This is a genomic window from Streptomyces sp. NPDC053069, assembly GCF_044546895.1.
Taxonomy (GTDB): Bacteria; Actinomycetota; Actinomycetes; order Streptomycetales; family Streptomycetaceae; genus Streptomyces.
On the sequence record NZ_JBITZN010000011.1, the window covers coordinates 263,683 to 289,457 of the forward strand.

A 25,775-nucleotide genomic window follows, 5' to 3' on the forward strand; every position below is an offset into this window, starting at 1 on the left:
GCAGCCTACGAACCAGGTTGGGGGCCGAACCGGCGTCCGGCTGTGATTCACCCGCCCGAGTGATCAATCCACCAGGTCCCTGACCACCGCATCCGCCAGCAACCGCCCCCGCAACGTCAGCACGGCCCGCCCCTGCTCGTACGGACCTTCCTGGAGCAGCCCCTCCCCCAGCGCCCGCCGGGACGCCGCCAACCCCTCCTCCTTCAGCAGGGACAGCGGCACCCCCTCCCACAGCCTCAGCTCCAGCAGGATCCGCTCGACCCGGCGGTCCTCCTCCGACAGCAGCTCACGACCCGCCCCCGGTGACCGGCCGGAGGCGAGTGCCGCCGCGTACGCCCCCGGATGCTTCACGTTCCACCAGCGCACCCCGCCCACGTGCGAGTGCGCCCCGGGACCGGCCCCCCACCAGTCGGCGCCGCGCCAGTACAGCTCGTTGTGCAGGCAGCGGCCCGCCTCGGAGGTGGCCCAGTTGGAGACCTCGTACCAGTCGAAGCCCGCCGCGGACAGGGTCTCCTCGGCGATCAGATAGCGGTCGGCGTGCACGTCGTCGTCGGTCATCGGGACCTCGCCCCGGCGGATCCGGCGGGCGAGCTGCGTGCCCTCCTCGACGATGAGCGCGTACGCACTGACGTGGTCCGGACCGGCGCCGATCGCCGCGTCCAGCGAGGCCCGCCAGTCGTCGTCGCTCTCGCCGGGGGTGCCGTAGATCAGGTCGAGGTTGACGTGCTCGAAGCCCGCCGCGCGCGCCTCGGCCACACACGCCTCGGGACGCCCGGGAGTGTGCGTGCGGTCGAGCACGCGCAGCACATGCTGCCGCGCGCTCTGCATGCCGAAGGAGATCCGGTTGAAGCCGCCCTCCCGGAGCGTGGCGAGGTACGCCGGGTCCACCGACTCGGGGTTCGCCTCCGTCGTGATCTCCGCGTCCGGCGCCAGCCCGAACTCGTCGCGGATCGCCCCCAGCATCCGTACGAGATCGTCGGCGGCCAGCAGTGTGGGCGTACCGCCCCCGACGAACACCGTACGGACCTCGCGCGGGTCGTCGCCGAGCACCTTCCGGGCGAGCCGGATCTCGTCCGTCAGCGTGTCCGCGTAGTTGTCGCGGAACGCCAGCACGCCGCCCGTGCCGCGCAGCTCGGTCGCGGTGTAGGTGTTGAAGTCGCAGTAGCCGCAGCGGGTCGCGCAGTACGGGACGTGCAGGTAGAAGCCGAGCGGGCGGGCGGCGGCCCCGGCGAGCGCGTGCGCGGGCAGCGCGCCGTCGGCGGGGACGGGCTCGCCGTCGGGGAGAGCGGAAGGCATGCCTTCCATTGTCCAGCACCGGCGCGGTTACTCCGCTTGCAGCACCAGCAGTGCCAGGTCGTCCTCCGGCTGCCCGCCCCCGAAGTCGTGGACGAGCCGCCGGATCCTTTCCGCGATCAGTGCGGCGCTGAGCCCGGCGCAGCCGGACAGGGCGCGGGCGAGCCCGTCGGCGTCGTCGAACTGGCGGGAGCCGGAGCGCCGCTCGGTCACCCCGTCGGTGACGCACAGCAGGCTGTCGCCGGGCCGCAGGTCGACGGTCTCGCTGGTGTAGGTCTCGTCCTCGACGACGCCGAGCAGGGTCTGCGGGCGGGCCGCGGTGCGTACGGTGCCGTCGGGGCTCAGGACGAGCGGGAGCGGGTGGCCGGCGGAGGCGAGGGTGCAGCGGACGCCGCCGCCCTCGTACGGCGTGAGCTCGCCGTAGAGCAAGGAGAGGAAGCGGGTCTGCGGGCCGTCCCCGGGGGCCACGGGCCGTCCGCCTGCGGCGACGAGGGCGCGGGCGGCGGCGTCGGCGGCCTCGGTGGCGTCGTCCAGGAGGAGCTGGTTGAGCCGGTCGAGGACATCGGCGACCCGGTAGCCCTCGCGGGCGAGCAGGCGGAGCCAGGGGCGGGCGAGGCCGATCACGACCGCCGCCTCGGGACCCTTGCCCTGGACGTCGCCTACGGCGAAGCACCAGCGGCCGTCGCCGGCCGGGAACAGGTCGTAGAAGTCGCCGCTGGGACCGCCCTTGTCGCAGGGCTCGTAGACGAGCGCGCTGCTCACGCCGGGGATCTCGGCGACCGCGCCGGGCAGCAGGCCGCGCTGCAGGACGGCGCTGATGGTGGCCTGGCGGGCGTACTGGCGGGCCGCTCCGATGGCGAGGGCCACCCGGCGGCTGAGGTCCTCCACGAGCCCGGTGACCTCGTCGGGGAAGCCGAGCAGCCCGCACCGGCCGAGGACCAGCGTGCCGAGCGGCCGGCCGCCCGCGATCAGCCGGTACGCCAGCGCCGTGCCGTCGGTGCCCTGCGGGCCGAGCGCGTGGCCGGGCCACGGGTACGCCTCGGGGCCGGAGCGCAGCCCGTCGCGCGGGCAGGGCGGTTCCTTCTCCAGGGCACAGCGCAGTTCCTCGATGCGGTTCTCGCTGGCGTGCCAGACCCGGTCGGGGCCGCCGCCCACGCCGCCGCGCACGGTCGCCTCGTCCTCCAGCCACACCGCGCACCAGTCGGCGAGCCGGGGCACGATGAGCTGGCCGGTGAGGGCCGTCACCAGGTTCTCGTCCAGCTGACCGGCGAGCAGGTCGGAGGCCTCGGCGAGGAAGGACAGCGCGCCCCGGCCGAGCCAGTCCCGGTCACCGCCCGCGCGGTGCGGCTGCGGGACCAGGTCCTCGGCCACCTCCAGGGCCGCGTCCGGCGCGGGTGTGTCCGCGTCCGTCACGCCGCCCGGGGGCAGCCGCGCCCAGACCGTCTTGGCGCCGGCGCGGTAGGTGACGCCCCAGGACTCGGCGAGCGTGGTGACCAGCCGCAGGCCGCGCCCGTACTCGGGGGTGTCGTACGCCCCCTCGCCGCCCGGGGAGTCGCGCGGGGCGCGGCAGGGATGCTGGTCGCCCACCTCCACGGTGAACGCGCCGCTCTCCTCCAGCCGCCAGACGACCTCCACGTCCGTACCGGCGTGCACGACGGCATTGGTGACCAGTTCGCTGACGACGGCCATGGCGTCGTCGACGAGCCGCGCCGAGACCTCGGGCGCCTCGGCCAGCGCTGCCCGCACCAGCGCACGGGCCGAGCCGGGCGCGAGAGGACTTCCGGGCAGCGTGGTACGCCCGTGCACCTCCCGAGCCCTGGGCTCACTCTCCCGCTGCGTGGGTATGGCCGCCATGTCCATGCGGCCAGGGTGACAGACAGGGGGCACCTATAAGCGCTGAGTCACTGAAGTGGGCAGAAGACGACCACTTTCGAACGCCGGTGAGCTCAACTTACCCAGGGGCGCGGGGCTCTGCCCGATATGCGGCTCCGCCGCGTGGGCGCGAACAACCACGACGCATCCGCAGCCGCCGGCAGTCCCCAGCCACCCCTTCGAGACCGCGTCAGGCCTCCCGCGTCCCGGCGTACATCTCGTCGATGAGGTGCTTGTACTCCCGCTCCACCACGGGCCGCTTCAGCTTCAGGCTCGGCGTGATCTCCCCGTGCTCCACATCGAGATCCCTCGGCAGCAGCCGGAACTTCTTGATGGTCTGCCACTTCTGCAGCCCGGCGTTGAGCTGCCGCACATACCCGTCGACCATCTCGACGGTCTGCGGCGCCGCGACGATCTCGGCGTACGGCCGGCCCTCCAGCCCGTTCTCCTTGGCCCAGTCCAGGATCGCGATCTCGTCCAGGGCGATGAGGGCCGTGCAGTAGTTCCGGTCTGCGCCGTGCACCAGGATGTTGGAGACGTACGGGCACACGCCCTTGAACTGGCCCTCGACCTCGGCCGGAGCGACGTACTTGCCGCCGGAGGTCTTGATGAGGTCCTTCTTGCGGTCGGTGATGCGGAGGTAGCCGTCGGGCGACAGCTCGCCGATGTCACCGGTGTGGAACCAGCCGTCGGACTCCAGCACCTCGGTGGTCTTCTCGGGCAGCCCGTGGTAGCCCTCCATGATGCCGGGGCCGCGCAGCAGGATCTCGCCGTCGTCGGCGATGCGCACCTCCGTGCCGGGCAGCGGCTTGCCGACCGTGCCGGTGCGGTAGGCCTCGCCGGGGTTCACGAAGGAGGCCGCGGAGGACTCGGTCAGGCCGTAGCCCTCAAGGATGTGGATGCCGGCGCCGGCGAAGAAGTAGCCGATCTCGGGCGCGAGCGCCGAGGCGCCGGAGACACAGGCGCGCAGCCGGCCGCCGAAGGCGTCGCGGAGCTTGCCGTAGACGAGGGCGTCGGCGACCTTGTGCTTGGCCGCGAGGCCGAACGGCACGGCGTGGGTTCCGGTGCGCCGGAAGTTGTCCTGGCTGACCTTGGCGTACTCGCGGGCGACCTCGGCGGCCCACTGGAAGATCTTGTACTTGGCGGCGCCGCCCTCGCGGGCCTTGGCGGCGACGCCGTTGTAGACCTTCTCGAAGATGCGGGGCACGGCCGCCATGTACGTCGGCTGCACCACCGGCAGGTTCTCGATGATCTTGTCGACCCGGCCGTCGACGGCGGTGACGTGGCCGACCTCGATCTGGCCGGAGGTGAGCACCTTGCCGAAGACGTGCGCGAGCGGCAGCCACAGGTACTGCACGTCCTCGCCGCTGATCAGGCCGGTCGCGGCGATCGCCTTCGCCATGTACGCCCAGTTGTCGTGCGGGAGCCTGACTCCCTTGGGGCGGCCGGTGGTGCCGGAGGTGTAGATGAGGGTGGCGAGCTGGTCCTTGGTGATCGCGCCGACCCGCTCCTTGATCAGCTCGGGGTGCGTCTCCAGGTAGGCGACGCCGCGCTGCTCCAGCTCGGCGAGGGTGATCACCCAGTCGCTCGTCTCGGCGCCGGCCGGGTCGATGACCACGACCTTGGTGAGGTCGGGCAGCTCGGCGCGCTTCTCGACGGCCTTGGCGGCCTGGGCCGCGTCCTCGGCGATCAGCACCCGGCTCTCGGAGTCGGAGAGGATGAAGGCCGATTCGTCCGCGTTGGTCTGCGGGTAGATGGTGGTCGTCGCGCCGCCGGCACACAGGATGCCGAGGTCGGCGAGGATCCACTCGACCCGGGTCGACGAGGCGAGCGCCACGCGCTGCTCGGGCTGCACGCCCAGCTCGATGAGGCCGGCCGCGATCGCGTACACCCTCTCGGCGGCCTGCGCCCAGCTGAGCGACTTCCAGTCGTCGGGGCCCTGGCCGGACGCGGGGGGCACCGGATAGCGGTAGGCCTCGGCGTCCGGTGTGGCCGCCACGCGCTCCAGGAAGAGGGCCGCCACGGACGGCGGACGGTTCTCGATCAGGGTCTGTGTGTCGCTCACGACATCCTCCGGGGCCCGCGACGGTGCGGCTGACTCGGTGCGGCTGGGTTAACTCACGGTGGGGGTTCGTGCTGCTGCTTCGCTGTTGTTTAACTCGCGAGTAACTATCGAGCAGGGATCAGAGTAAGCCGCGACCGGCCGCTGCGTAAGGGGCTTCGGCCTGTCACTTTCCACGCAGAGCGACGCTACGCACGCGTAGGGGCCCACCGCACTTTCGTACGACAGGCCCCCGCGTGCCCTTTTTAGGGACGCCACCGGTTGTTACCGACGGTTACTTCTTGCCCTTGGCCGACCCCGCGCTGTCATCGCTGGACAGGACGGCGATGAAGGCTTCCTGCGGAACCTCCACGGAACCCACCATCTTCATCCGCTTCTTGCCTTCCTTCTGCTTCTCCAGCAGCTTCCGCTTACGGGAGATGTCACCGCCGTAGCACTTGGCGAGGACGTCCTTGCGGATGGCGCGGATGGTCTCGCGGGCGATGACCCGGGAGCCGATGGCGGCCTGCACCGGCACCTCGAAGGCCTGCCGCGGGATCAGCTCCTTGAGCTTGGCGACGAGCCGCACGCCGTACGCGTACGCCTGGTCCTTGTGGGTGATCGCGGAGAACGCGTCCACCTTGTCGCCGTGCAGCAGGATGTCGACCTTGACCAGGGAGCTGGTCTGCTCGCCGGTGGGCTCGTAGTCCAGCGAGGCGTAGCCGCGGGTCTTGGACTTCAGCTGGTCGAAGAAGTCGAAGACGATCTCCGCGAGCGGGAGGGTGTAGCGGATCTCGACACGGTCCTCGGAGAGGTAGTCCATGCCGAGCAGGGTGCCGCGCCGGGTCTGGCACAGCTCCATGATCGAGCCGATGAACTCGGTGGGCGCGAGGATGGTGGCCCGCACGACCGGCTCGAAGACCTCGTTGATCTTGCCTTCGGGGAACTCGCTCGGGTTGGTGACCGTGTGCTCGCTGCCGTCCTCCATGACCACGCGGTAGACCACGTTGGGAGCGGTGGCGATCAGGTCGAGGCCGAACTCGCGCTCCAGCCGCTCCCGGATGACATCGAGGTGGAGGAGCCCCAGGAACCCGACGCGGAAGCCGAAGCCGAGGGCGGCGGAGGTCTCCGGCTCGTAGACCAGCGCGGCGTCGTTGAGCTGCAGCTTGTCGAGCGCCTCGCGCAGCTCGGGGTAGTCGGAGCCGTCGAGCGGATACAGCCCGGAGAAGACCATCGGCTTGGGGTCCTTGTACCCGCCGAGGGCCTCCGTGGCGCCCTTGCTCTGGCTGGTGACGGTGTCACCGACCTTGGACTGGCGGACGTCCTTCACACCCGTGATGAGGTAGCCCACCTCACCGACGCCGAGGCCGTCGGCCGGGAGCATCTCGGGCGAGTTGACGCCGATCTCCAGCAGCTCGTGCGTGGCGCCGGTGGACATCATCCTGATGCGCTCGCGCTTGTTGAGCTGGCCGTCGATGACACGGACGTACGTCACGACACCGCGGTACGAGTCGTACACGGAGTCGAAGATCATCGCGCGGGCGGGCGCGTCGGCCACCCCGACCGGCGCCGGGATCTCCTTGACGACCTTGTTCAGCAGCGCGTCCACGCCGAGACCGGTCTTCGCGGAGACCTTGAGCACGTCCTCCGGGTCGCAGCCGACCAGGTTGGCGAGCTCCTCGGCGAACTTCTCGGGCTGGGCCGCGGGAAGGTCGATCTTGTTGAGGACGGGGATGATCGTGAGGTCGTTCTCCATCGCCAGGTAGAGGTTGGCGAGGGTCTGCGCCTCGATGCCCTGGGCGGCGTCGACGAGGAGGATGGTCCCCTCACAGGCGGCGAGCGACCGCGAGACCTCGTAGGTGAAGTCGACGTGCCCCGGGGTGTCGATCATGTTGAGGATGTGGGTCGTGCCCTGGTCGGGGCCCTCGGTCGGGGCCCAGGGCAGACGCACCGCCTGGGACTTGATCGTGATGCCGCGCTCGCGCTCGATGTCCATCCGGTCGAGGTACTGAGCACGCATCTGCCGCTGCTCGACCACCCCGGTCAGCTGGAGCATCCGGTCGGCGAGCGTGGACTTGCCGTGGTCGATGTGCGCGATGATGCAGAAATTGCGGATCAGAGCCGGGTCGGTACGGCTCGGCTCGGGCACATGGTTAGGGGTCGCGGGCACGCAGGGTCCTGTCTCTTGAGGCGCCTTATGCCTCGGGTCGGATCGATACGTAGTCTCCATGGTCCCACGCGAAGGGACCGGCTACCGTTTTGGGCCGCTCGCAGGGCCACTGGTACTGTAGATGGCTGTGCCTCATGCCCTCTCAGCGCGAGGCACGTCAGAGAAATTTTGGATCACCGGTACGGGACCTTCGCGGCCCCGCACCAGAACCTGAAAAGGCTCCTTCGTGGCGAACATCAAGTCCCAGATCAAGCGGATCAAGACCAACGAGAAGGCTCGGCTGCGCAACAAGGCCGTCAAGTCCTCCCTGAAGACCGCGGTCCGCAAGGCCCGTGAGGCCGCTGCCGCGGGTGACGTCGAGAAGGCCACCGAGCTGCAGCGCGCTGCCGCGCGTGCGCTCGACAAGGCCGTCTCGAAGGGCGTCATCCACAAGAACCAGGCCGCCAACAAGAAGTCGGCGCTTGCTTCCAAGGTCGCGTCCCTCAAGGGCTGAACCCCTTTCTGATCTGACCGCCGGAAGGACCCAGAGCGGGCCCTCTCTCATCCGCTCCCGACCGGCACCCCAGAGCCTGTTCGCGGCCTGCGTTCGCCACGCGGGAACGGGCTCGACAGCTTGAACCGAGAACCCCGGCGTCTTCCCTTCCCCAGGGCGGGCGCCGGGGTTCTCGTCATACGAGGGCCAGGCGCCTCCTGGGGCGAAGCTCTTGCGGGGGCCGGGGCGAAGCCTCCGGCGCGGTCCGGGGCGGAACCTCCAGCTAGGCCCGGGCGAAGCCCCCGGCGCGGTCCGGGCGGAACCTCCGGAACAGCCTGGGACGAAGGGGCGGAACCCCGGGACCGGCTACCCGCGCCCGCGGGACCGTGCGGCCCGGGCAATCACCACAACCGCCTTCTCCAACGCGTACTCGGGATCATCGCCGCCGCCCTTCACCCCCGCGTCCGCCTCCGCAACGGCCCGAAGCGCCGCCGCGACACCGTCCGGCGTCCACCCCCGCATCTGCTGCCGCACCCGATCGATCTTCCACGGCGGCATCCCCAGCTCCCGCGCCAGATCGGCCGGCCGCCCCCCGCGCGCGGAGGACAGCTTCCCGATCGCCCGTACGCCCTGGGCCAGCGCACTGGTGATCATCACCGGCGCCACGCCCGTCGCCAGCGACCACCGCAGCGCCTCCAGCGCCTCCGCCGTACGCCCCTCCACGGCCCGGTCGGCGACCGTGAAGCTGGAGGCCTCGGCCCGGCCGGTGTAGTACCGCCCGACAACGGCCTCGTCGATGGTCCCCTCCACGTCAGCGACCAGCTGCGACACCGCCGAGGCCAGCTCCCGCAGATCGCTGCCGATGGCGTCGCACAGTGCCTGACAGGCCTCGGGCGTCGCCGACCGCCCCGCCGCCCGGAACTCACCGCGCACAAAGGCCAGCCGGTCCGCCGGCTTGGTCATCTTCGGGCAGGCCACCTCGCGGGCCCCGGCCTTGCGCGCGGCGTCCAGCAGCCCCTTGCCCTTCGCCCCGCCCGCGTGCAGCAACACGAGCGTGATCTCCTCGGCGGGCGCCCCGAGATACCCCTTCACGTCCTTGACCGTGTCGGCGGACAGGTCCTGCGCATTGCGTACGACCACGACTTTCCGCTCGGCGAAGAGCGAAGGACTGGTGAGCTCGGCGAGCGTGCCGGGCTGCAACTGGTCCGGGGTGAGGTCGCGTACGTCCGTGTCGGCGTCGGCGGCCTTGGCGGCGGCCACCACCTCCTGCACGGCACGGTCGAGCAGGAGGTCCTCCTGGCCCACGGCGAGCGTCACCGGGGCGAGAGGGTCGTCATTCGCAGTCTTCCTGGCCATCACGCACAGCATCCCACGAGACACTGACAACGGGCCCGTACAGGCGCGGACAGCCGTACTCGCTCGGCTGCGGGCAGGCGGCGCTGGGTCACGGCTCCTCGCGCCAGCCGTCCCACTCCCCCGCGAACGCATCCAGCGCCGCCGGATCCAGCCGGCCCCGCTCGTCCCGCAGCACCAGCAGCCACTGCGCATCCTCGGCATCGTCCTCGCCGGCCAGCGCGTCCCGGACGAGCTGCGGCTCCTCGTCCAGTCCGAACCGCTCCCCCAGCGCCTCGGCCGCCTCCTCGGCAGCATCCCGGTCGGGCAGCACCAGCACGTGTCTCACATCGCTCACGGGCCCATTCTCCGGCACCGCACGGGAACCGAACCGCCGGGGACTCGGCACCGGCTCAGGGGGTCGGATTCCGGTTCCGTACCGTCGGCACACGGTCCAGCTCGATCCCGAACCGCTCCCGGTACACGGTCAGCACCTCCTCGTCCGTCTCCAACTCCCGTGTCTCCCGCTTCCCGTCGGCCGCCGTCGTCTTCAGCACACGCCCGCTGAGCGTGATCCTCCCTCCGTCCTCGGTGACCCGTGAGCAGACCAGCGACTGGGTGAAGTGCGACAACGGCGAGGTCCTGTGCCACCAGGCCCCGGCCACGAAGTCCCCGAGCACCCGGGGCCGGGTCTCCAACCGGTACTGCGGCCTGCCGTCCCTCAGGACGTCCAGGTCCCCGGCCCCCGCCGAGCCGCCGCCGGGCACCCCGGCCGCGTCCGGCCCGGCCTCCGCCACCCGGAACACCCCGCCGGGGTCGACCTGCTCCGCCCGTTCCGCATAGCTCAGCGGATAGTGGCTGTGCGCCCCGAACCCGACGTCCGCGATCCAGGTGTCCCCCTCCACCGTCCGCACCCGCAGGGCGAGATGGTCGTACGGGATCCCGAGCCGCCCCTTGTCGTCGTACACGCGGGCCGCGAGCAGTTCCACCCCGTAGCCGAGAGCGGTGAGCAACTCGCCGAACAGGCCGTTCAGTTCGTAGCAGAAGCCTCCCCGCCCGCGTCCTGTCACCTTGTCCAGCAGCCACTCCTCCTCCAGCAGGATCTCCTCGTCGAGGTGGATGGACAGGTTCTCGAAGGGAACGCTCTGCAGATGCCGCAGGTGCAGCTCACGCAGGGCCCGCCCGGTGGGCTGCTGCGGGCGCTCGGCCCCGATCCGGCGGAGACAGTCGTCGACCTGGTGTGAGTCCATGGACCCAGTCTGGACGAACCCCGGTCTCAGCCTCTGGCCACCCGCACTTCCCCACCGGTCCCTCCCGTCCCGCCGACGGCAAGCTCCCCGTCCCGGTCGGTGCGCAGCACCAGCGCGCCGCCCGCCCGCAGCCCGGCCACGGTCGCCGGAGCCGGATGTCCGTACGGGTTGTCGGCACCGCAGCTGATGAGCGCCACCCGGGGAGCCGCCAGCCGTATCAGCTCCGGGTCCTGATAGGCCGAGCCGTGGTGGGCCACCTTCAGTACGTCCACACCGGTCAGCTCGGCCGCCACCGGTGACCGCGCCAACGCCTGCTGGGCCGGCGGTTCGAGGTCGCCCAGCAACAGCAGCCGCAGTCCGCGCGAACGGACCAGCATCGCGACGCTGGCGTCGTTCGGTCCGTCCGGCTCCGGCAGCGGGCCCGGCCACGCCGTGTACTGCGGGTCGGACGGCGGCCGGGTGCTCGGCGGGGGCCACAGGACCTGCCAGGAGAGCGGTCCGGTACGCCGTTCCTCACCCGCGACGGCCCGCGTCACCGGAATGTGCCGCGCCGCCGCCTCCCTTCTGACGAACTCGGCCTGGTCGGCGGGTTCCTCGAAGCCGGTCGTCTGGATCGCGGCCACCGAACGGCCCCGCAGGACACCGGGCAGCCCCGCCACATGGTCGGCATGGAAATGGGTCAGCACCAGCAACGGGACGCGCGTGATGCCCAGCTGCCGCAGACAGTGGTCGACCAGCACCGGATCGGGCCCGGCGTCCACGACCACCCCTGCTCCCTCGCCCGCCGCCAGTACGGTCGCATCCCCCTGTCCGACATCGCACATCGCGAACCGCCAGCCCGGCGGCGGCCAGCCGGTGATCACCCGGGTCAATGGGGCCGGCCGCACCACCACCAGCACCAGCAGCACCGCGAGCACCCCGGTCCACCACGGGTGCCGCAACAATCGCCGGCCGGCCAGGACGACGGCCACGGTGACCGCCGTAAGCGCCAGCGCTCCCGGCCAGCCTCCCGGCCAGCCCACTCCCGCTCCGGGCAGCGCCGCCCCTGTCCGGGCCACTTCGGCGATCCATCCGGCCGGCCAACTCGCGCACCAGGCCAGCGCCTTGGCCGGTGCCATCGCCAGCGGCGCCGTCACGAGCGCCGCGAACCCGAGCACGGTGGCCGGTGCCACCGCCACCTCGGCCAGCAGGTTGCACGGCACCGCCACCAGGCTCACCCGCGCCGACAGCACGGCCGTGACGGGGGCGCACACCGCCTGCGCCGCGGCGGCCGCCGCCAGCGCCTCCGCGACCCTCGGCGGCACCCGGCGCCGCCGCAGCGCCTCGCTCCAGCCCGGTGCCACCACCAGCAGCGCGCCGGTGGCCAGCACGGAGAGCAGGAAGCCGTAACTGCGGGCCAGCCAGGGGCCGTAGAGCACCAGCAGCAGGACGGCCGTGGCCAGTGCGGGGACCAGGGATCTGCGGCGCCCGGTGGCCAGGGCGAGCAGTGCCACCGCGCCACAGGCGGCGGCGCGCAGCACGCTGGGGTCGGGCCGGCTCACGACCACGAAGCCCAGCGTGAGCGCTCCGGCGAGCAGCGCAGTCCCCCGCAGTGAGAGCCCCAGGCGCGGGGCCAGGCCGCGGCGCTCGACGCGCTGGGCCAGTCCCGGCGGCCCGATCAGCAGCGCGAGCAGGATGGTGAGGTTGCTGCCGGACACGGCGAGCGTGTGCGCCAGATCCGTCTCCTTGAACGCGTCGTCCAGCTCGGGCGTGATCCGTGAGGTGTCCCCGACGACCAGCCCGGGAAGGAGCGCCCGCGCGTCCCCCCGCAGATCGCCGGTCGCCTCCCGCAGCCCGGCTCTGAGCCGTCCCGCGAGCCGTTGCGGTCCGCTGGGGCCCGCCACGATCCGCGGCCCGGGCCGGCCACGCACCCGCAGCACGGCCGCGGACCGGTCCCCGCCGGTCAGCGCGGGCGCCAGCCGTCCGCCCACCCGCAACCGCGTGGACGGCAACAACCGGAGCCAGGCCTCGCGCGCACCCCGCGTGCCGCGGATCCCGGCCCCCGCCGCGCCCTCCTCCGCCGGACCGCCGTTCCGGGCAGCACCCTCCGGCGCCGGAACGTCCGCGTCGACGACCAGCAGCACCGGAGTCCGCGTCCGCACGCTCGTCCCGTCGGTCCGCTCGACGCGCCGCACCTCCGCCCGGGCCAGTACCGCCACCGGCGCCGCGTGATCACCTCGTACCCGTGGCCGGCTGAGCCAGGGATCGGCGCTCACCTCGACCTCGGCGGTCACGGTCGCATACCGGCGGGCCAGCTCGGGCACCGGCCCGCGCCGGACATCCGCCCCGTGCAGTCCGGCAGCGACGGCTGCCGCGGCGACGCAGAGCAGCACGGCGGCGATCGAGGCACGGGCCCACACGAACCGCTGGAGCGTCCGTCCGCCCTGCGTCCTCGATCCGCCCCGCCTGGTCCGTGCGAGCCGTCCGGACCGGGCGGGCCGGTTCGCCGACAGCACAACGATCCCGCCCACCAGGCAGACGACCGCGATACCGGCCGTCCAGGCCGCCGGTGCGTCCAGTGACAGGGCCGCCGTGGCCCAGGCCGCGAGCGCAGGCGGTACCAGGCGCAGGTCCGTGGTCCCGGCCCGGTCGCCGCGCACGGTCCCGTTCCCCTCGGAGTCACGGACCACGGCATCCGTGGATCCCCCGTCCTCCGGCCGTCGGCCTCCTGGCCCGGCATCCGCGAGCACTCCGGGCCTCCCCCGTCCCGCCGGCCCGCTGTCGATCACCCGGCTCATGGCCGTACCAGATTCCGTAGATCGCCGAAGCGGCGGTCGCCGATGCCGTTGACCTCGCGCAGTTCGTCCACCGAGCGGAAACCGCCGTGCCGGGCGCGGTAGTCGATGATGTGCCGGGCGAGCACCGGGCCGACCCCGGGCAAGGTGTCGAGCTGGTCCGCCGTGGCCGTGTTGAGGGAGACGGGTGCCGCCGGGCCCGCAGCCGCCGGCCCGGCGGCCGGTCCGGGGGCTGCTCCGGGGGGCGGTGCCGGCCCGACGGGCGCGCCGACGACGACCTGTTCTCCGTCGACCAGGAAACGGGCCCGGTTGAGCCCGTCGGTACTCACGCCCGGACGGACACCGCCGGCCGCCCGCAGCGCGTCCGCCACCCGGGAACCGGCCGGCAATCGCCGGATCCCCGGTTTGCGGACCTTGCCGCTGACGTCCACGACGATCTGTCCGCCGGGTGTCGGCGACGCACCCGCTCGCGCACCGGCCTTCGCGTCATCTTCCTTCTGGGCGTAGGGAGTCCGCGCACGCACCACTTGAGGGGCGCTGACGGACTCCGTCCGCCCGGCCCAGAAGTGCTGGGCGGCGAACACCGCGGCGGCCACGAGGACCACGGAGAGCGCCACGACTCCGCGCCGCTCCACTGCGAACCGCGCCTGCAACCGGACCGGCATCCGCTCCCGCAACGCCAGCCCGGCCCGCTCCCGCCAACCGGGGCCGACGGGCTCCCGGGACGGCAACGCGTGCGTGGTGCCGGCAGGTTCGGGTTCCGGCGCCGGCTCGGTGTCGGTCGACGGACACCCGGGGCTCTCCCCGTCCGGGGGTCCGTTCCCCGACTCCCGCCATCGCACGGCTCGTTCACCGAAGAGGAGCTCCGCCCGGCGGCGCAGTTCCTCGGCCGACGCCGGCGGGCGGTGGCGGGCGCGACGGTGGTCGACGCCGCGGCGGTGACGGGTACGACCGTCGGAGGCGGGACCGCGGCCGGGGCCGCTGGTCGCCGTGGCTGTGCGTGTACGTGATCGAAGTGCCATGCGACGAGGATGGAACATCCCGCCGATACGCGATGATCTTGGTCAATTCCCGGGGACGACCGCCCGGTTGTGGACAACTCCGCCACCCGTACGAGTGAACGGTCAGCCTGCGAACGAAGATCAGCGGGGGGAGACCACTGCTCCCAGCAGCCCGGGACCGGTGTGTGCCCCGATCACCGCCCCGACCTCGCTGACATGCAGGTCGGCCAGACCCGGCACCCGTTCCCGCAGCCGGTCGGCAAGCGCGGCGGCACGGTCGGGGGCCGCAAGATGGTGGACGGCGATGTCGACCTCGGCGCCGCCCGCCCGCTCGGCGGCGATCTCCTCCAGCCGGGCGATGGCCTTGGACGCCGTACGGACCTTCTCGAGCAGTTCGATACGGCCGCCGTCCAGCTGGAGCAGGGGTTTGACGGCGAGCGCGGATCCGAGCAGGGCCTGTGCGGCTCCGATGCGACCGCCGCGGCGCAGATAGTCGAGGGTGTCGACGTAGAAGTAGGCGGACGTGCCCGCGGCCCGCTTCTCGGCGGCCGTGACGGCTTCGTCCACGGTGCCGCCCGCCTCCGCGGTCTCGGCCGCCGCGAGCGCGCAGAAGCCGAGGGCCATCGCGACCATCCCGGTGTCCACCACCCGTACCGGCACCGGCGCTTGGCGCGCCGCGAGGACCGCCGCGTCGTAGGTGCCCGACAGCTCGGCGGACAGATGCAGGGAGACGATTCCGCTCGCGCCGGACTCGGCGACCCTGCGGTAGGTTTCCGCGAACACCTCGGGGCTCGGTCGGGAGGTCGTGACAGGGCGGCGTTTCTGCAGTGCCTGGGCGAGCGAGCGCGTCGAGATCTCGGTGCCCTCTTCGAGTGCCTGGTCGCCGAGGACCACGGTCAGGGGCACCGCTGTGATGCCGTGACGCTCCATCGTCCGCGGCGGCAGGTAGGCCGTTGAATCGGTGACGATCGCGACATGGCGGGACATGAGCTGGAGGTTACCTGCCGTGGCGCGCACGCGGCAGCCCGGCCCCTGGGGTGCGGGCCGGACGACCGCTCAGGTGGTGCTCTCGGGGCGGGGCCTCTTCTGCCAGAGGTGGGCGGGGCGGGGCGACGACGGGGCGATCGCCTCCGGCTGCTGCCCCTCGGCGGAGCCGGCGGGGGTCCAGTGGCGCAGGGCGTCGGCCTCGATGTCTATCTGGTCGCTGAGCGCGCCCAGGTCGTCGTCGACGAAGCGGCGCGCGCGGTCGCGGACGGCCCAGCGCAGTGAGTCCGCCGACTTGGTGATGCGCTCGGTGCGCCCGCGCAGCTCGGGCAGCCGTGCGGTGACCTCGGTCCGGTCCGGCTCCGACTCCAGGCGCCTGAGGTCGGCGTCCAGCTCGTGCCCGTGCGCGCTGAGGCGCTCGAAGAGGCCGAGGGACTCCTTCAGGGACTCGTCCTCTGCCGCGCCCGCGTGCAGGGCGTCCTGGGTTGCGCGCATGGAGGTGCGCAGCGAGAGCCGCAGGTGCGCGATCTCGGCGGCCGGGCCGACCTGGACGAAGGACTTGGCGCGCAGCGTGTGGTCCTCGACCGTGCGGCGGGCCTGCTCGATCCTCCGGTCCACCCCGCGCTTGGCGGCGCCGACCGCCTTGACCGTGGCGTACACGCCCAGGCCGATGAAGAGCAGAAAGAGCAGGGCGAACACGGCGATCACTGCTTCCACGACGCTCCTCCTCCGGCCGGCGCGGCGCTCGCCGCTGCGCCTTCCACAGTAAACGCAGCGGGCAGGCCCGGAGTTCCGGAAGAACCCCGAACCTGCCCGTAGGGGACTACCCTGACGCCCGTCGTACCCGGCGTCCGGTCACCAGCACCCTGACTGCGCCGTACCGATGCGCGTCACGCCGGAACGATGTTCACCAGCTTGGGCGCCCGGACGATCACCTTGCGGATGCCCGCGCCGCCCAGCGCCGCGACGACCTTCTCGTCGGACAGGGCCACCTTCTCCAGCTCCTCCTCGGAGATGGCCGGCGGCACCTCCAGACGTGCCTTGACCTTGCCCTTGATCTGCACGACGCAGGTCACGGTCTCGTCCACGACGTAGTCCGGGTCGGCGACCGGGAAGTCCTGGTGGACGACCGAGTCGGTGTGGCCCAGCTTGCGCCACAGTTCCTCGGCGATGTGCGGCGCCAGCGGGGCGACCAGCAGCACCAGCGGCTCGGCCACGGACCGCGGCACCGCGGTGCCGGCCTTGGTCAGGTGGTTGTTCAGCTCGGTGACCTTGGCGATGGCGGTGTTGAAGCGCAGCCCCTCCAGGTCCTGGCGGACGCCGTCGATCGCCTTGTGCAGGGCACGCAGGGTCTCCTCGTCCGGCTCGGCGTCGGTGACGGTGACCTCGCCGGTCGTCTCGTCGACGATGTTGCGCCACAGCCGCTGCAGCAGCCGGAACTGGCCGACGACCGCGCGCGTGTCCCACGGGCGGGAGACGTCCAGCGGGCCCATGGCCATCTCGTACAGGCGCAGGGTGTCGGCGCCGTACTCGGCGGCGATCTCGTCCGGGGTCACCGCGTTCTTCAGGGACTTGCCCATCTTGCCCAGCAGACGGCTGACCTTTTCACCCTGGTAGTAGTAGGCGCCGTCGCGCTCCTCCACCTCGGCGGCCGGTACCGCGATGCCGCGGCTGTCGCGGTAGACGTAGGCCTGGATCATGCCCTGGTTGAACAGCTTGTGGAACGGCTCGGCCGACGAGACGTGGCCCAGGTCGTACAGGACCTTGGACCAGAAGCGCGCGTACAGCAGGTGCAGCACGGCGTGCTCGGCGCCGCCGACGTACAGGTCGACACCGCCGTGCGGCAGGCCCTCGCGCGGGCCCATCCAGTACTGCTCGATCTCGGGGTCGACCAGCTGCCGCTCGTTGTGCGGGTCCAGGTAGCGGAACTCGTACCAGCAGGAACCCGCCCAGTTGGGCATGGTGTTGGTCTCGCGGCGGTACTTCTTCGGCCCGTCGCCCAGGTCCAGGGTGACGTTGACCCACTCCTCGTTGCGCGACAGCGGGGTCTCGGGCTGGGTGTTCGCGTCGTCCGGGTCGAAGGTGCGCGGGCTGTAGTCCTCGACCTCGGGCAGCTCCAGCGGCAGCATCGACTCGGGCAGCGCGTGGGCGATGCCGTCCTCGTCGTAGACGATCGGGAAGGGCTCGCCCCAGTAGCGCTGGCGGCTGAACAGCCAGTCGCGCAGGCGGAAGTTGACGGTGCCCTCGCCGATGCCCTTGTCCTGCAGCCACGCGGTGATGCGGGCCTTGGCCTCGGCGACGCCCAGGCCGTCCAGCGAGATGTCGTCGTTGGACGAGTTGATGATCTTCGCGTCGTACGACGCGAAGGCGTTCTCCCACGTCGAGGTGTCGGTGCCACGGCCGTCGGTCGGCTCGACGATGCAGTGGATCGGCAGCTCGAAGGCGCGCGCGAACTCGAAGTCGCGCTGGTCGCCCGCCGGGACGGCCATGATCGCGCCGGTGCCGTAGCCCATCAGGACGTAGTCGGCGATGAAGACGGGGACCTGCTCGCCGTTGACCGGGTTGGTCGCGTACGCGCCGATGAAGACACCGGTCTTGTCCTTGGCCTCGGCCTGCCGCTCGACGTCGGACTTGGACGCGGCCTGCGCGCGGTACGCGGCGACGGCCTCGGCCGGGGTGGCGTGGCCGCCGGTCCACACCGCGTGCGTGCCCTCGGGCCACGCCTCGGGGGTGAACTTCTCGACCAGCGGGTGCTCGGGTGCCAGCACCATGTAGGTCGCGCCGAACAGGGTGTCCGGGCGGGTGGTGAAGACCGTGATGCGCTCGCCGTCGATCGGGAAGTCGACGCGGGCGCCCTCGCTGCGGCCGATCCAGTTGCGCTGCTGCAGCTTGATGGCCTCGGGCCAGTCCAGCTCCTCCAGGTCCTCCAGCAGCCGGTCGGCGTATGCGGTGATACGCATGTTCCACTGGCGCAGGTTCGCCTTGAAGACCGGGTAGTTGCCGCGCTCGGAGCGGCCGTCGGCGGTGACCTCCTCGTTGGCCAGCACGGTGCCCAGGCCCGGGCACCAGTTGACGGGCGCGTCGGAGGCGTAGGCCAGGCGGTACTCGCCCAGGATGTCGGCGCGCTCGGTGGCGCTCAGCTCGTTCCACGCGCGCGTGGTGCCCGGAATCGCACGCTCACCGGACTCGAACTGGCTGATCAGCTCGGAGATCGGGCGGGCCTTCCGCGCCTCCTCGTCGTACCAGGAGTTGAAGATCTGCAGGAAGATCCACTGGGTCCACTTGTAGTAGTCCGGGTCGATCGTGGCGAACGAGCGGCGCTTGTCGTGGCCCAGGCCCAGCCGGCGCAGCTGGGCCTTCATGTTCTCGATGTTGGCCTCGGTGGACACGCGCGGGTGCGTGCCGGTCTGCACGGCGTACTGCTCGGCGGGCAGGCCGAAGGCGTCGAAGCCCAGGGTGTGCAGGACGTTGTGGCCGGTCATGCGCTGGAACCGGGCGAAGACGTCGGTGGCGATGTAGCCCAGGGGGTGGCCGACGTGCAGGCCCGCACCCGAGGGGTACGGGAACATGTCCATGATGAACTTCTTGGGCTTGGCGGCCAGCTCGGCGTCGCCGGCCAGGTCGCCCTTGGGGTTCGGCGCCGCGTAGGTGCCGTCGGCGTCCCAGAAGTCCTGCCAGCGTGCCTCGATCTCGGCAGCCATGGCGGCCGTGTAGCGGTGCGGCGCCGCCACCTCGGCGGCAGCGGGGTTCGTCTCGCTCATGATCCTCAAAGCTCCATCGATCGTCTCTGCCTGCGGCTGTGACATTCAAAGAAACGAAAAAACCCCTCGCACAGGAGGGGACGCCGCGCCGATGCCGACCTCGCGGTTCGACCGGGGGTCGGTACTGATCAGCGCGGCCCGCTAAGCAGAAGGCGTACGGCACGCATGGCGCTAGGGTACCGCAGGCCCCGAGCCGGCCGCGACGACCTCGGGGAGGCGGGGACGGCTTGAGCAAGCCGCGACGCGCTTCCGTATCCCTTGTGGACATGCCAGGAAGCCCCGCCGGAACTGAACAAAGGTCAAGGATTACTTCGCGTACCGTCCCCTAAGGGACATCACCCCAGTCACATCGTCCGTTGATAACAACGCAATAACTCAAACCCCGTACTGATCGGTATGGCGCCACTTAGAGTTCGGCAGCGGGACCGCTTTCCCGAAACTGCTCGGAGTTGCCCCCATGAACCCTCGTCGTAGTACCAGCTCCCTTCCCAAACCGGGCCGCTCGGCCTATGGGGTGGCGTCGGCTGCCGTCCTGCTGCTCATACCCGTGGTCGTACTGGTCGGAGGCAACCAGTTCCGCGACTTCCTGAACTTCGGCGCGGGCGTGCTCTCCCTCGTCTCGCTCAGCTGCTCGGTGATCTGGGGCCTGTTCGCCCAGGACCGGATCTTCCTGAACACACGGCAGCGGATCGTCGGCCAGGCGGTGCACCGCACGACGGCGGTGGCCTCGATCGCGTTCCTGCTGCTGCACATCACGACGAAGGTCGCGCTCGGCCACACCCAGGTGATCGCCGCGATCATCCCCTTCTCGCTCGGCGTCACCGGAATCGGCGGCCTGATCGGACTGGGCTCGCTGGCGGGCCTGCTGATGATCTTCGTGGGTGTCACCGGCGCCCTGCGCAGCAATTTCGCCGCCCCGGCCCCTGTCGCCGCCCGCTGGCGCGCCATGCACATGCTGGCCTACCCGGCCTGGTGTGCGGCGCTGATCCACGGCCTCTACGCGGGTCGCTCGGCCAAGCCGATCTTCGTGATCCTCTACAGCCTCTCCCTGCTCGGTGTGATGGGCGCCCTCGCGCTGCGCGCCGCCCCCCGCCCGGTCAAGCGCAAGGTCGCAGACCGACTGGTGGCGCTCTTCGGCAGCTCGGAGCGGCCGGGGCTCGAAGGGCTGGACGCCAGCCGTGCCCGGGCGGCCGAGCCGGCGACGGCGGGCTTCGAGGGCCGACGCGAGCCCAGGGCGGCAGCCGCTCCCTCCGCGCCGCTGTACCAGTCCCCGGCCACCCCCGCCGCGGAACCCGCATCGGGCTTCGCCGCCGCCCCCGCCGCGGAACCCGCATCCGGCTTCGCCGCCGCCTACCGCGCCGTCTCCACCCCGGGCCGCACCCAGCAGCCGTACGCGGCCGGCCAGACCGCCCGCATGGACCTGCCGCTGGACCTGCAGGCCACGGGGGCCGTCCCGCGCGTGGACGGCCCCTCCAGCACCTCGGGCAGCTGGCCCATCCCCTCCCCGCCGCCGGTCGGCGAGGCTCCGCCGTCCGCGTACGACCCGCTCCAGGACACCGGGCAGACCATCCCGGTCTACGGCAATGCGGACTCCGCCGGCTACGGCGGAAGTGACATGTACGACACCCGTGAGACAAACGGCTTCTACGGCGCGTACAACCCGAGTGACACGTACAACAGCGGTCCCGCTACCGAAACGCTGCCCGGCGCGTTCGACGCACCGGGTTCGGGCGAACCTTGGAACATGCCGTCCGGAGGCTTTAAGTGAACGAGGCCCTGCCCGACGTCCCCGAAGTCCGCGTGGTCGGCCTTCCCCAGCTCACGTCGGGCTTCGACCTTGTGGAACGACTCGATCTGCCCATGCACCTGAAGGTGCACGGGCCGCTCGACCCGCTCGGCGGCGAGCAGCTCGCGCAGCTCGCCGAACGCATCAATCTGAAGGGCCGCGGCGGCGCGGGCTTCCCCTTCCACAAGAAGCTGCGCTCGGTCGCCGAGTCGGCGATCAAGCGCGGCGTGCGGCCGGTCGTCGTGGTCAACGGCAGCGAGGACGAACCGGCCTGCCGCAAGGACACGGTGCTGATCAACCGCGCCCCGCACCTGATCCTGGACGGCGCGCTGCTGTGCGCCGAGGCGCTCGGCGCACGAACGCTCGTGATCGGCGTCACGCGTGAGTCCACACAGCGCTCCATGGAGGCCGCGCTGGCCGAACGCGGGCTGAGCAACAGCCGTAGATCGGCGCTGCGCGCGTGGGTGCAGCGCAATCCTGTGCGGATGGTCACCGGGGCCGCCGCCTCGCTGATCCGCTCGGTCGACGGCGGCCCGGCGATCCCGCCCGGCCGCAAGATCAGTGCCTCGCAGAGCGGGGTCGGCGGCGCGCCCACGCTGCTGTCGAACGCGGAGACGTTCGCGCAGCTGGCGATCGCCGCCCGCATCGGCCCCGAGCGCTACGGCAACACCGGCCTGTACGACGAGCCGGGCACCGTCATGCTCACGGTCTCCGGTGCGGTCGCCCGCCCGATGGTGATCGAGGTCCCCACGGGCGTGCCGCTGCGCTACGTGCTGCAGCTGGCGGGCGCCCCGCCGGTGCCGCAGGGCGTGCTGACCGGCGGCTACCACGGCAAGTGGATCGACGCGGCGACCGTCAACGAGGCGATCGTCTCCCGCAACTCGCTGGACGCGGTGGGCGGTTCGCTGGGCGCCGGCGCGATCCTGCCGATCAGCCAGGAGACCTGCCCGCTGGGCGAGTCGCTGCGGGTGGCGCAGTGGCTGGCCGAGGAGAGTGCCGGCCAGTGCGGCCCCTGCTACCTCGGACTGCCGGCCGCGGCGCGCGGGCTGGAGGACATCCTCAACGGCGGCGGACCGGCCGCCCTGGAGGCGCTGAAGCAGGTCGCGAAGAACGTCAAGCGCCGTGGCGCGTGTTCGCACCCGGACGGCTCGGCGATGTTCCTGGAGTCGACCATCAAGGCGTTCACCGACGACCTGGCCGCGCATGTCCTCGGAAACGGCTGCGGACGGCCCGTGGAGGGCGTTCTGCCGCTCTTCGAGGGAGGCAAGGCCCCTACGGGCATCCCGGGCGGCACAGAGCCCGAGGAGACCGGCGGCAGCCGCCAGAAGATCTACGTCGACTGGACGCTGTGCCGGGGCCACGGACTGTGCGCCGACATCCTCCCCGAGGTGTTCGAACTCGGTGCCGACGGTTTCCCGACCGTCGCCCAGGCGCACGTGCCGCGCTACGCGGAGGCGAAGGCGCTGCGGGCGGTGCGCCGCTGCCCGGCGCTCGCCCTGCGCATCGAGGAGGACACGCGCGGGCAGGCGCCCTCCCGGAACCTGCCGGTCGTCTCCCAGGGCCGCGGCCGGCGCGCTCTCGGCCGCTGAGCACACGTGGGGGCGGGTCACCCTAGCCGGGTGACCCGCCCCTGCGTTCGACCGTGTCCGCGCGCAACACGCCGAAGGCGGACCATCCTTCGAATGGTCCGCCTTCGATTTCTGTGGAGCTAAGGAGAATTGAACTCCTGACCTCCTGCATGCCATGCAGGCGCTCTACCAACTGAGCTATAGCCCCTTGTTTTGTTGTTCCGCCCGGTTCCCCCGGCGACGACGTAAACATTACAGGCCCGGGGGCGCAGCACCAAATCGGTTTCACCTCCACACCGGTACGACCGCTAATGTCACCTTTTGTGCCCGTGATCACGTCATCAGCAGCCCGCCGTCGGCTGCCGGTCGCGCCGGGGGTGTGCCTGGCGTCCTTCGCGGCGTTCTGGGCCGCGCAGCGGGCCGCGCACGTGTCGATGATCGATCTGTTGGTGTACCGGGCCGAGGGCGCCACCGTGCGCGCCGGCGGCGACCTGTACGCGCTGCGGGCGACGGCCGCGCATCTGCCCGCCACCTACCCGCCGTTCGCGGCCCTGCTCTTCACCCCGCTGACCCTGCTGGACACCGCGTCCCTGCGCGCCCTGGCGACGGCCGGGAACCTCGCGCTCCTGGTGCTCTTCGTACGGCTGTCGCTGAAACTCGTCGGCCACGCGCGCGTGGATGCCGTCTGGTGGGTCGCGGCAGCGGCCGTGTGGTGCGAGCCGGTGTGGACGACCCTGCGCTACGGCCAGGTCAACCTGCTGCTGGCCGTCCTGGTGCTGGGGGACCTGTCCCGCCGCCCCGGCGGCCGGTACGCCTCCTGGCCGGGGGCGGGGCTCGGACTGGCCGCGGCGGTCAAGCTGACGCCCGCACTGTTCCCCGTGTTCCTGCTGGTGACGGGCGTCGTGGCGCATGCGCGGGGCGGGGACGCACGGCCGTGGCTGCGGCACGCGCGCGGGGCGGGCGTCGTGTTCGGCGCGGCGACGCTGCTGGCGGCTGCCGTCCTGCCGTACGACTCGCGGCGGTTCTGGACGGACCTGGTGTTCCGCGCGGGGCGGGTCGGGCATGCCGAGGACACCGCCAACCAGGCCCTGCGCGGCGTTCTGGCCCGCCTGCTGCACACACCCGACCCGGGAGCCCTCTGGGCCGCCTCCGCGGCTGTCGTGACCGCCCTGGGCCTCGCGGCCGCCGTGGCAGCGGAGTTGCGCGGGCGGCGGGACTGGGCGGTGTGCGCCTGCGCCGTCACCGCGCTCCTGACCAGCCCGGTGTCGTGGACGCACCACTGGGTGTGGTGCCTGCCACTCGTGCTGCTGCTGTGGTCGCACGGCTCCCGGACCGCGGCCCTGGGCATGCTGCTGGTCTTCTGCTCCTACGCCCCCTGGTGGGTGCCGCACGGAACCGGGCGTCCCGAACTCCACCAGGGTGCCCTGGAATTGACGCTTTCGGCCCTCTACGGAGGTGCCGGCGCGTGCTTCCTCGTGCTGACCCGGACATCGTTGCCGAGGCGCGGCGGCGTGTCCGGCGTCAAGCGGTCACGAAGGAGTAGAACCGCTTGAGTGTGCAGTGCTCCTCCAGGAGGCGGCCGTAGATCGGCTCACCCTCCAGTTCCCGGTACGTCTCGATCGGGTCGCCTTTTATGATCAGCGCCCGCGCGCATTCCTCGCACCAGTACTGGTAGTCGGGATTGATCGGCTCCATGTCACGGACGATCGGCGTACCGCTGCCGCACCAGTCGCACTTTCGCCTGTGTGCACCCATCGATCAGCTCCAGCTGTGGCCGCAGGCCGTGCACACGTAGGAGATTCCGCCGTTGTCGCCGAGAACCTGGGCGACATGTGCGGAACCGCAGGAAGGGCAGCTCAGCCGGGTGGTCGTGTCCCGTATCAACGCCGCACCGAGGAGGTGGCCGACCTCCTCAAGGATGCTCGCAGGCATCGCTACTCCCTCCCGTCGGGCCGCGCCCCCTTCCGGCCGTTTGATTCTGCCACGGCCGGAGCAATACGGTCAGCGACGCCTCAGTACCAGTCCGGACACGGCTCCCGCCGCGGCCGTCGCGGCCAGCGCCCAGGCGCACACCCAGAACGCCTCCGCAGAGGTATACGAGCGCACGACGCCGAGTGACTCAAGCCGGTTCAGGAACAGTGTGCCGAAAGCCGCCACACCGATCAGCTGACCGAGCTGGGCGACCGTCGCCAGCAGGCCGCTGGCGTCCGCCGCGTCCTCGGGCCGTACGGTGGCGAGCGCTCCGGTGAGCGTGGGACTGAACGCGAGCGCCAGGCCGGCACCCACGCCCGCGTATCCGGCATACAGGAGCGCTCCCCCGTCGCCGCCCGCGTGGAAGGCCAGCCCCACGACGGCCACGGACACCGCGGTCAGCGCGAAACCGGCCGGGGTCAGGACGCGCCGCAGGCCGGCGGGCCACCTTTGCCAGGTCAGGCTGACGGCCCCGAAGACGGCGGCGGTCGGGGCGAAGCTCAGGCCGGCCCGCAGCGCGCTGTATCCGAGGCCGCCCTGGACATGCAGGGTCAGGGCAAAGAGGAAACCCGCGTTGACCGACATCACGCCGAGGATGCGGAGGACGGCCAGGCCGATCCCGGGATGGCGCAGCACCCGGGGTGCGATCAGCGGGGCGCCGCCGCGTCGGGCCAGCCGGGACTCGTAGCCGCAGAACAACCCGAACAGCACCGCGGCGGCGGCCAGCGACAGCCAGGACCACACCGGCCAGCCCTCCTCCTGCCCGAGCACCAGCGGGACCGTCAGCAGCGACACGGCCGCGCCCAGCAGCACCAGTCCGGGCAGGTCGAGCGCGCAGGCCCGCTCCTTCCCGGCCGCGCCGCCCCTCGGCAGGACCCGGCGGCCCAGTACGAGCAGCAGGGCACCCACCGGCACGTTGACCAGGAACACCGGCCGCCAGCTCGTGCCGAGGAGATCGGCGCTGACCAGCACTCCGCCCGCGATCTGCCCGGCCGCCGCGCCGACGGCGAGGACCGCCGAATAGGCGCCGAGGGCCCGCGCCCGCGCCTCGCCGGTGAACGTGCGCTGGATGAGGCTGAGCACCTGCGGGATCGCCGAGGCCGCGCCGGCGCCCTGCACCAGCCGGAAGACGATCAGTTCGGTCGCCCCCTGCGCCAGGCCGCAGGCGAGCGAGGCCCCGGTGAACAGGGCGACGCCGGCGAGATGCACCCGTCCGTGGCCGAGCCGGTCGCCGAGCCGGGCCCCGGTGATCATCAGCACCGAGTAGGAGATGGTGTAGCCGGCGATGACCAGCTGCAGATCGGCGCCCGAGGCATGGAGTTCGGAACCGATCGTGGGGGCGGCGACGTTCACGATGAAAACGTCGAGGGCCGCCATGAACAGGGCGGCGAGCAGGACCGTGAGCAGCAGCCGGGGCCGGTTGTCAGTGCCGGGTGCTTCACTGTCCGTGACGGAGGATTTCGCACTGCCGGTGACCGATGGGCCACTGTCAGTGGCGGA

The 25,775-nt window shown here is 71.8% G+C and carries 19 protein-coding genes and 1 tRNA gene; 4 read left to right on the top strand and 16 right to left on the bottom strand.

What is annotated here, in order from left to right; translation table 11 throughout:
• Nucleotides 1-63 precede the first annotated feature (63 nt).
• The 4 genes from hemW to lepA all read right to left on the bottom strand — a co-directional run bounded on the left by hemW (nucleotide 64) and on the right by lepA (nucleotide 7,376).
• Nucleotides 64-1,296, bottom strand: coding sequence for a radical SAM family heme chaperone HemW (gene hemW / locus ACIGXP_RS25965; RefSeq protein ID WP_399772031.1), 1,233 nt, complete (start codon nucleotides 1,294-1,296; stop codon nucleotides 64-66).
• A 27-nt stretch (nucleotides 1,297-1,323) separates the two neighbouring features.
• The gene (locus ACIGXP_RS25970; protein WP_399772122.1) at nucleotides 1,324-3,147 is read right to left on the bottom strand and encodes a SpoIIE family protein phosphatase; all 1,824 of its coding nucleotides are present in this window, start codon (nucleotides 3,145-3,147) and stop codon (nucleotides 1,324-1,326) included.
• Nucleotides 3,148-3,355: 208 nt separating this feature from the next.
• Complete coding sequence (locus tag ACIGXP_RS25975) at nucleotides 3,356-5,230, bottom strand: AMP-dependent synthetase/ligase (protein WP_399772033.1); 1,875 nt, start codon at nucleotides 5,228-5,230, stop codon at nucleotides 3,356-3,358.
• Between the two features lie 271 nt (nucleotides 5,231-5,501).
• Nucleotides 5,502-7,376, bottom strand: a complete 1,875-nt coding sequence (gene lepA, locus ACIGXP_RS25980) for a translation elongation factor 4 (RefSeq protein ID WP_399772037.1) — start codon at nucleotides 7,374-7,376, stop codon at nucleotides 5,502-5,504.
• Nucleotides 7,377-7,602: 226 nt separating this feature from the next.
• Between lepA and rpsT the strand changes: the two genes are divergently transcribed.
• The gene (gene rpsT / locus ACIGXP_RS25985; protein ID WP_089106790.1) at nucleotides 7,603-7,869 is read left to right on the top strand and encodes a 30S ribosomal protein S20; all 267 of its coding nucleotides are present in this window, start codon (nucleotides 7,603-7,605) and stop codon (nucleotides 7,867-7,869) included.
• Between the two features lie 345 nt (nucleotides 7,870-8,214).
• Here the strand turns inward: rpsT and holA are convergent, their stop codons facing one another.
• The 8 genes from holA to leuS form a co-directional block, all read right to left on the bottom strand.
• A complete protein-coding gene (gene holA, locus ACIGXP_RS25990; protein WP_363217918.1) occupies nucleotides 8,215-9,204 on the bottom strand; it encodes a DNA polymerase III subunit delta in 990 nt (329 codons plus the stop codon).
• An 88-nt stretch (nucleotides 9,205-9,292) separates the two neighbouring features.
• Complete coding sequence (locus tag ACIGXP_RS25995; protein WP_363217919.1) at nucleotides 9,293-9,538, bottom strand: hypothetical protein; 246 nt, start codon at nucleotides 9,536-9,538, stop codon at nucleotides 9,293-9,295.
• A gap of 55 nt (nucleotides 9,539-9,593) precedes the next feature.
• Nucleotides 9,594-10,430, bottom strand: a complete 837-nt coding sequence (locus ACIGXP_RS26000) for an arylamine N-acetyltransferase (RefSeq protein ID WP_399772040.1) — start codon at nucleotides 10,428-10,430, stop codon at nucleotides 9,594-9,596.
• A 26-nt stretch (nucleotides 10,431-10,456) separates the two neighbouring features.
• Nucleotides 10,457-13,207, bottom strand: coding sequence for a ComEC/Rec2 family competence protein (locus tag ACIGXP_RS26005; protein ID WP_399772042.1), 2,751 nt, complete (start codon nucleotides 13,205-13,207; stop codon nucleotides 10,457-10,459).
• Nucleotides 13,204-14,226: a helix-hairpin-helix domain-containing protein gene (locus tag ACIGXP_RS26010; protein ID WP_399772045.1), complete on the bottom strand. Its 1,023-nt coding sequence runs from the start codon at nucleotides 14,224-14,226 to the stop codon at nucleotides 13,204-13,206. The genes ACIGXP_RS26005 and ACIGXP_RS26010 overlap by 4 nt, the downstream gene beginning before the upstream one ends.
• A 120-nt stretch (nucleotides 14,227-14,346) precedes the next feature.
• Nucleotides 14,347-15,192 carry a DegV family protein gene (locus ACIGXP_RS26015; RefSeq protein ID WP_399772049.1) on the bottom strand — a complete coding sequence of 282 codons (846 nt, stop codon included), beginning with the start codon at nucleotides 15,190-15,192 and terminating at the stop codon, nucleotides 14,347-14,349.
• A gap of 69 nt (nucleotides 15,193-15,261) precedes the next feature.
• A complete protein-coding gene (locus tag ACIGXP_RS26020) occupies nucleotides 15,262-15,906 on the bottom strand; it encodes a hypothetical protein (RefSeq protein WP_399772052.1) in 645 nt (214 codons plus the stop codon).
• A 173-nt stretch (nucleotides 15,907-16,079) separates the two neighbouring features.
• Nucleotides 16,080-18,950 (bottom strand): leucine--tRNA ligase, encoded by a 2,871-nt coding sequence (gene leuS / locus ACIGXP_RS26025; protein WP_363220074.1) that lies wholly within the window; start codon nucleotides 18,948-18,950, stop codon nucleotides 16,080-16,082.
• A gap of 457 nt (nucleotides 18,951-19,407) precedes the next feature.
• Between leuS and ACIGXP_RS26030 the strand changes: the two genes are divergently transcribed.
• Nucleotides 19,408-20,718, top strand: coding sequence for a cytochrome b/b6 domain-containing protein (locus ACIGXP_RS26030; protein ID WP_399772056.1), 1,311 nt, complete (start codon nucleotides 19,408-19,410; stop codon nucleotides 20,716-20,718).
• Complete coding sequence (locus ACIGXP_RS26035; protein WP_399772058.1) at nucleotides 20,715-22,325, top strand: NADH-ubiquinone oxidoreductase-F iron-sulfur binding region domain-containing protein; 1,611 nt, start codon at nucleotides 20,715-20,717, stop codon at nucleotides 22,323-22,325. Before ACIGXP_RS26030 ends, ACIGXP_RS26035 begins: the two co-directional genes overlap by 4 nt.
• A 114-nt stretch (nucleotides 22,326-22,439) precedes the next feature.
• Here ACIGXP_RS26035 and ACIGXP_RS26040 read toward each other — a convergent pair.
• Nucleotides 22,440-22,512 (bottom strand) — tRNA-Ala (locus tag ACIGXP_RS26040).
• Nucleotides 22,513-22,615: 103 nt separating this feature from the next.
• On the opposite strand from ACIGXP_RS26040, the gene ACIGXP_RS26045 reads away from it, so the two are divergent.
• Entirely contained in the window at nucleotides 22,616-23,857 is a 1,242-nt protein-coding gene (locus tag ACIGXP_RS26045; protein ID WP_363218428.1) for a glycosyltransferase 87 family protein, read from the top strand.
• On the opposite strand, the gene ACIGXP_RS26050 is transcribed toward ACIGXP_RS26045, so the two are convergent.
• The 3 genes from ACIGXP_RS26050 to ACIGXP_RS26060 form a co-directional block, all read right to left on the bottom strand.
• Nucleotides 23,826-24,059, bottom strand: a complete 234-nt coding sequence (locus ACIGXP_RS26050; protein ID WP_006136074.1) for a hypothetical protein — start codon at nucleotides 24,057-24,059, stop codon at nucleotides 23,826-23,828. The two genes, ACIGXP_RS26045 and ACIGXP_RS26050, sit on opposite strands and share 32 nt — an antisense overlap.
• 3 nt (nucleotides 24,060-24,062) lie before the next feature.
• Nucleotides 24,063-24,236, bottom strand: a complete 174-nt coding sequence (locus ACIGXP_RS26055) for a hypothetical protein (RefSeq protein WP_014672673.1) — start codon at nucleotides 24,234-24,236, stop codon at nucleotides 24,063-24,065.
• Between the two features lie 69 nt (nucleotides 24,237-24,305).
• Entirely contained in the window at nucleotides 24,306-25,670 is a 1,365-nt protein-coding gene (locus tag ACIGXP_RS26060) for an MFS transporter (RefSeq protein ID WP_399772125.1), read from the bottom strand.
• Between the last annotated feature and the right edge of the window lie 105 nt (nucleotides 25,671-25,775).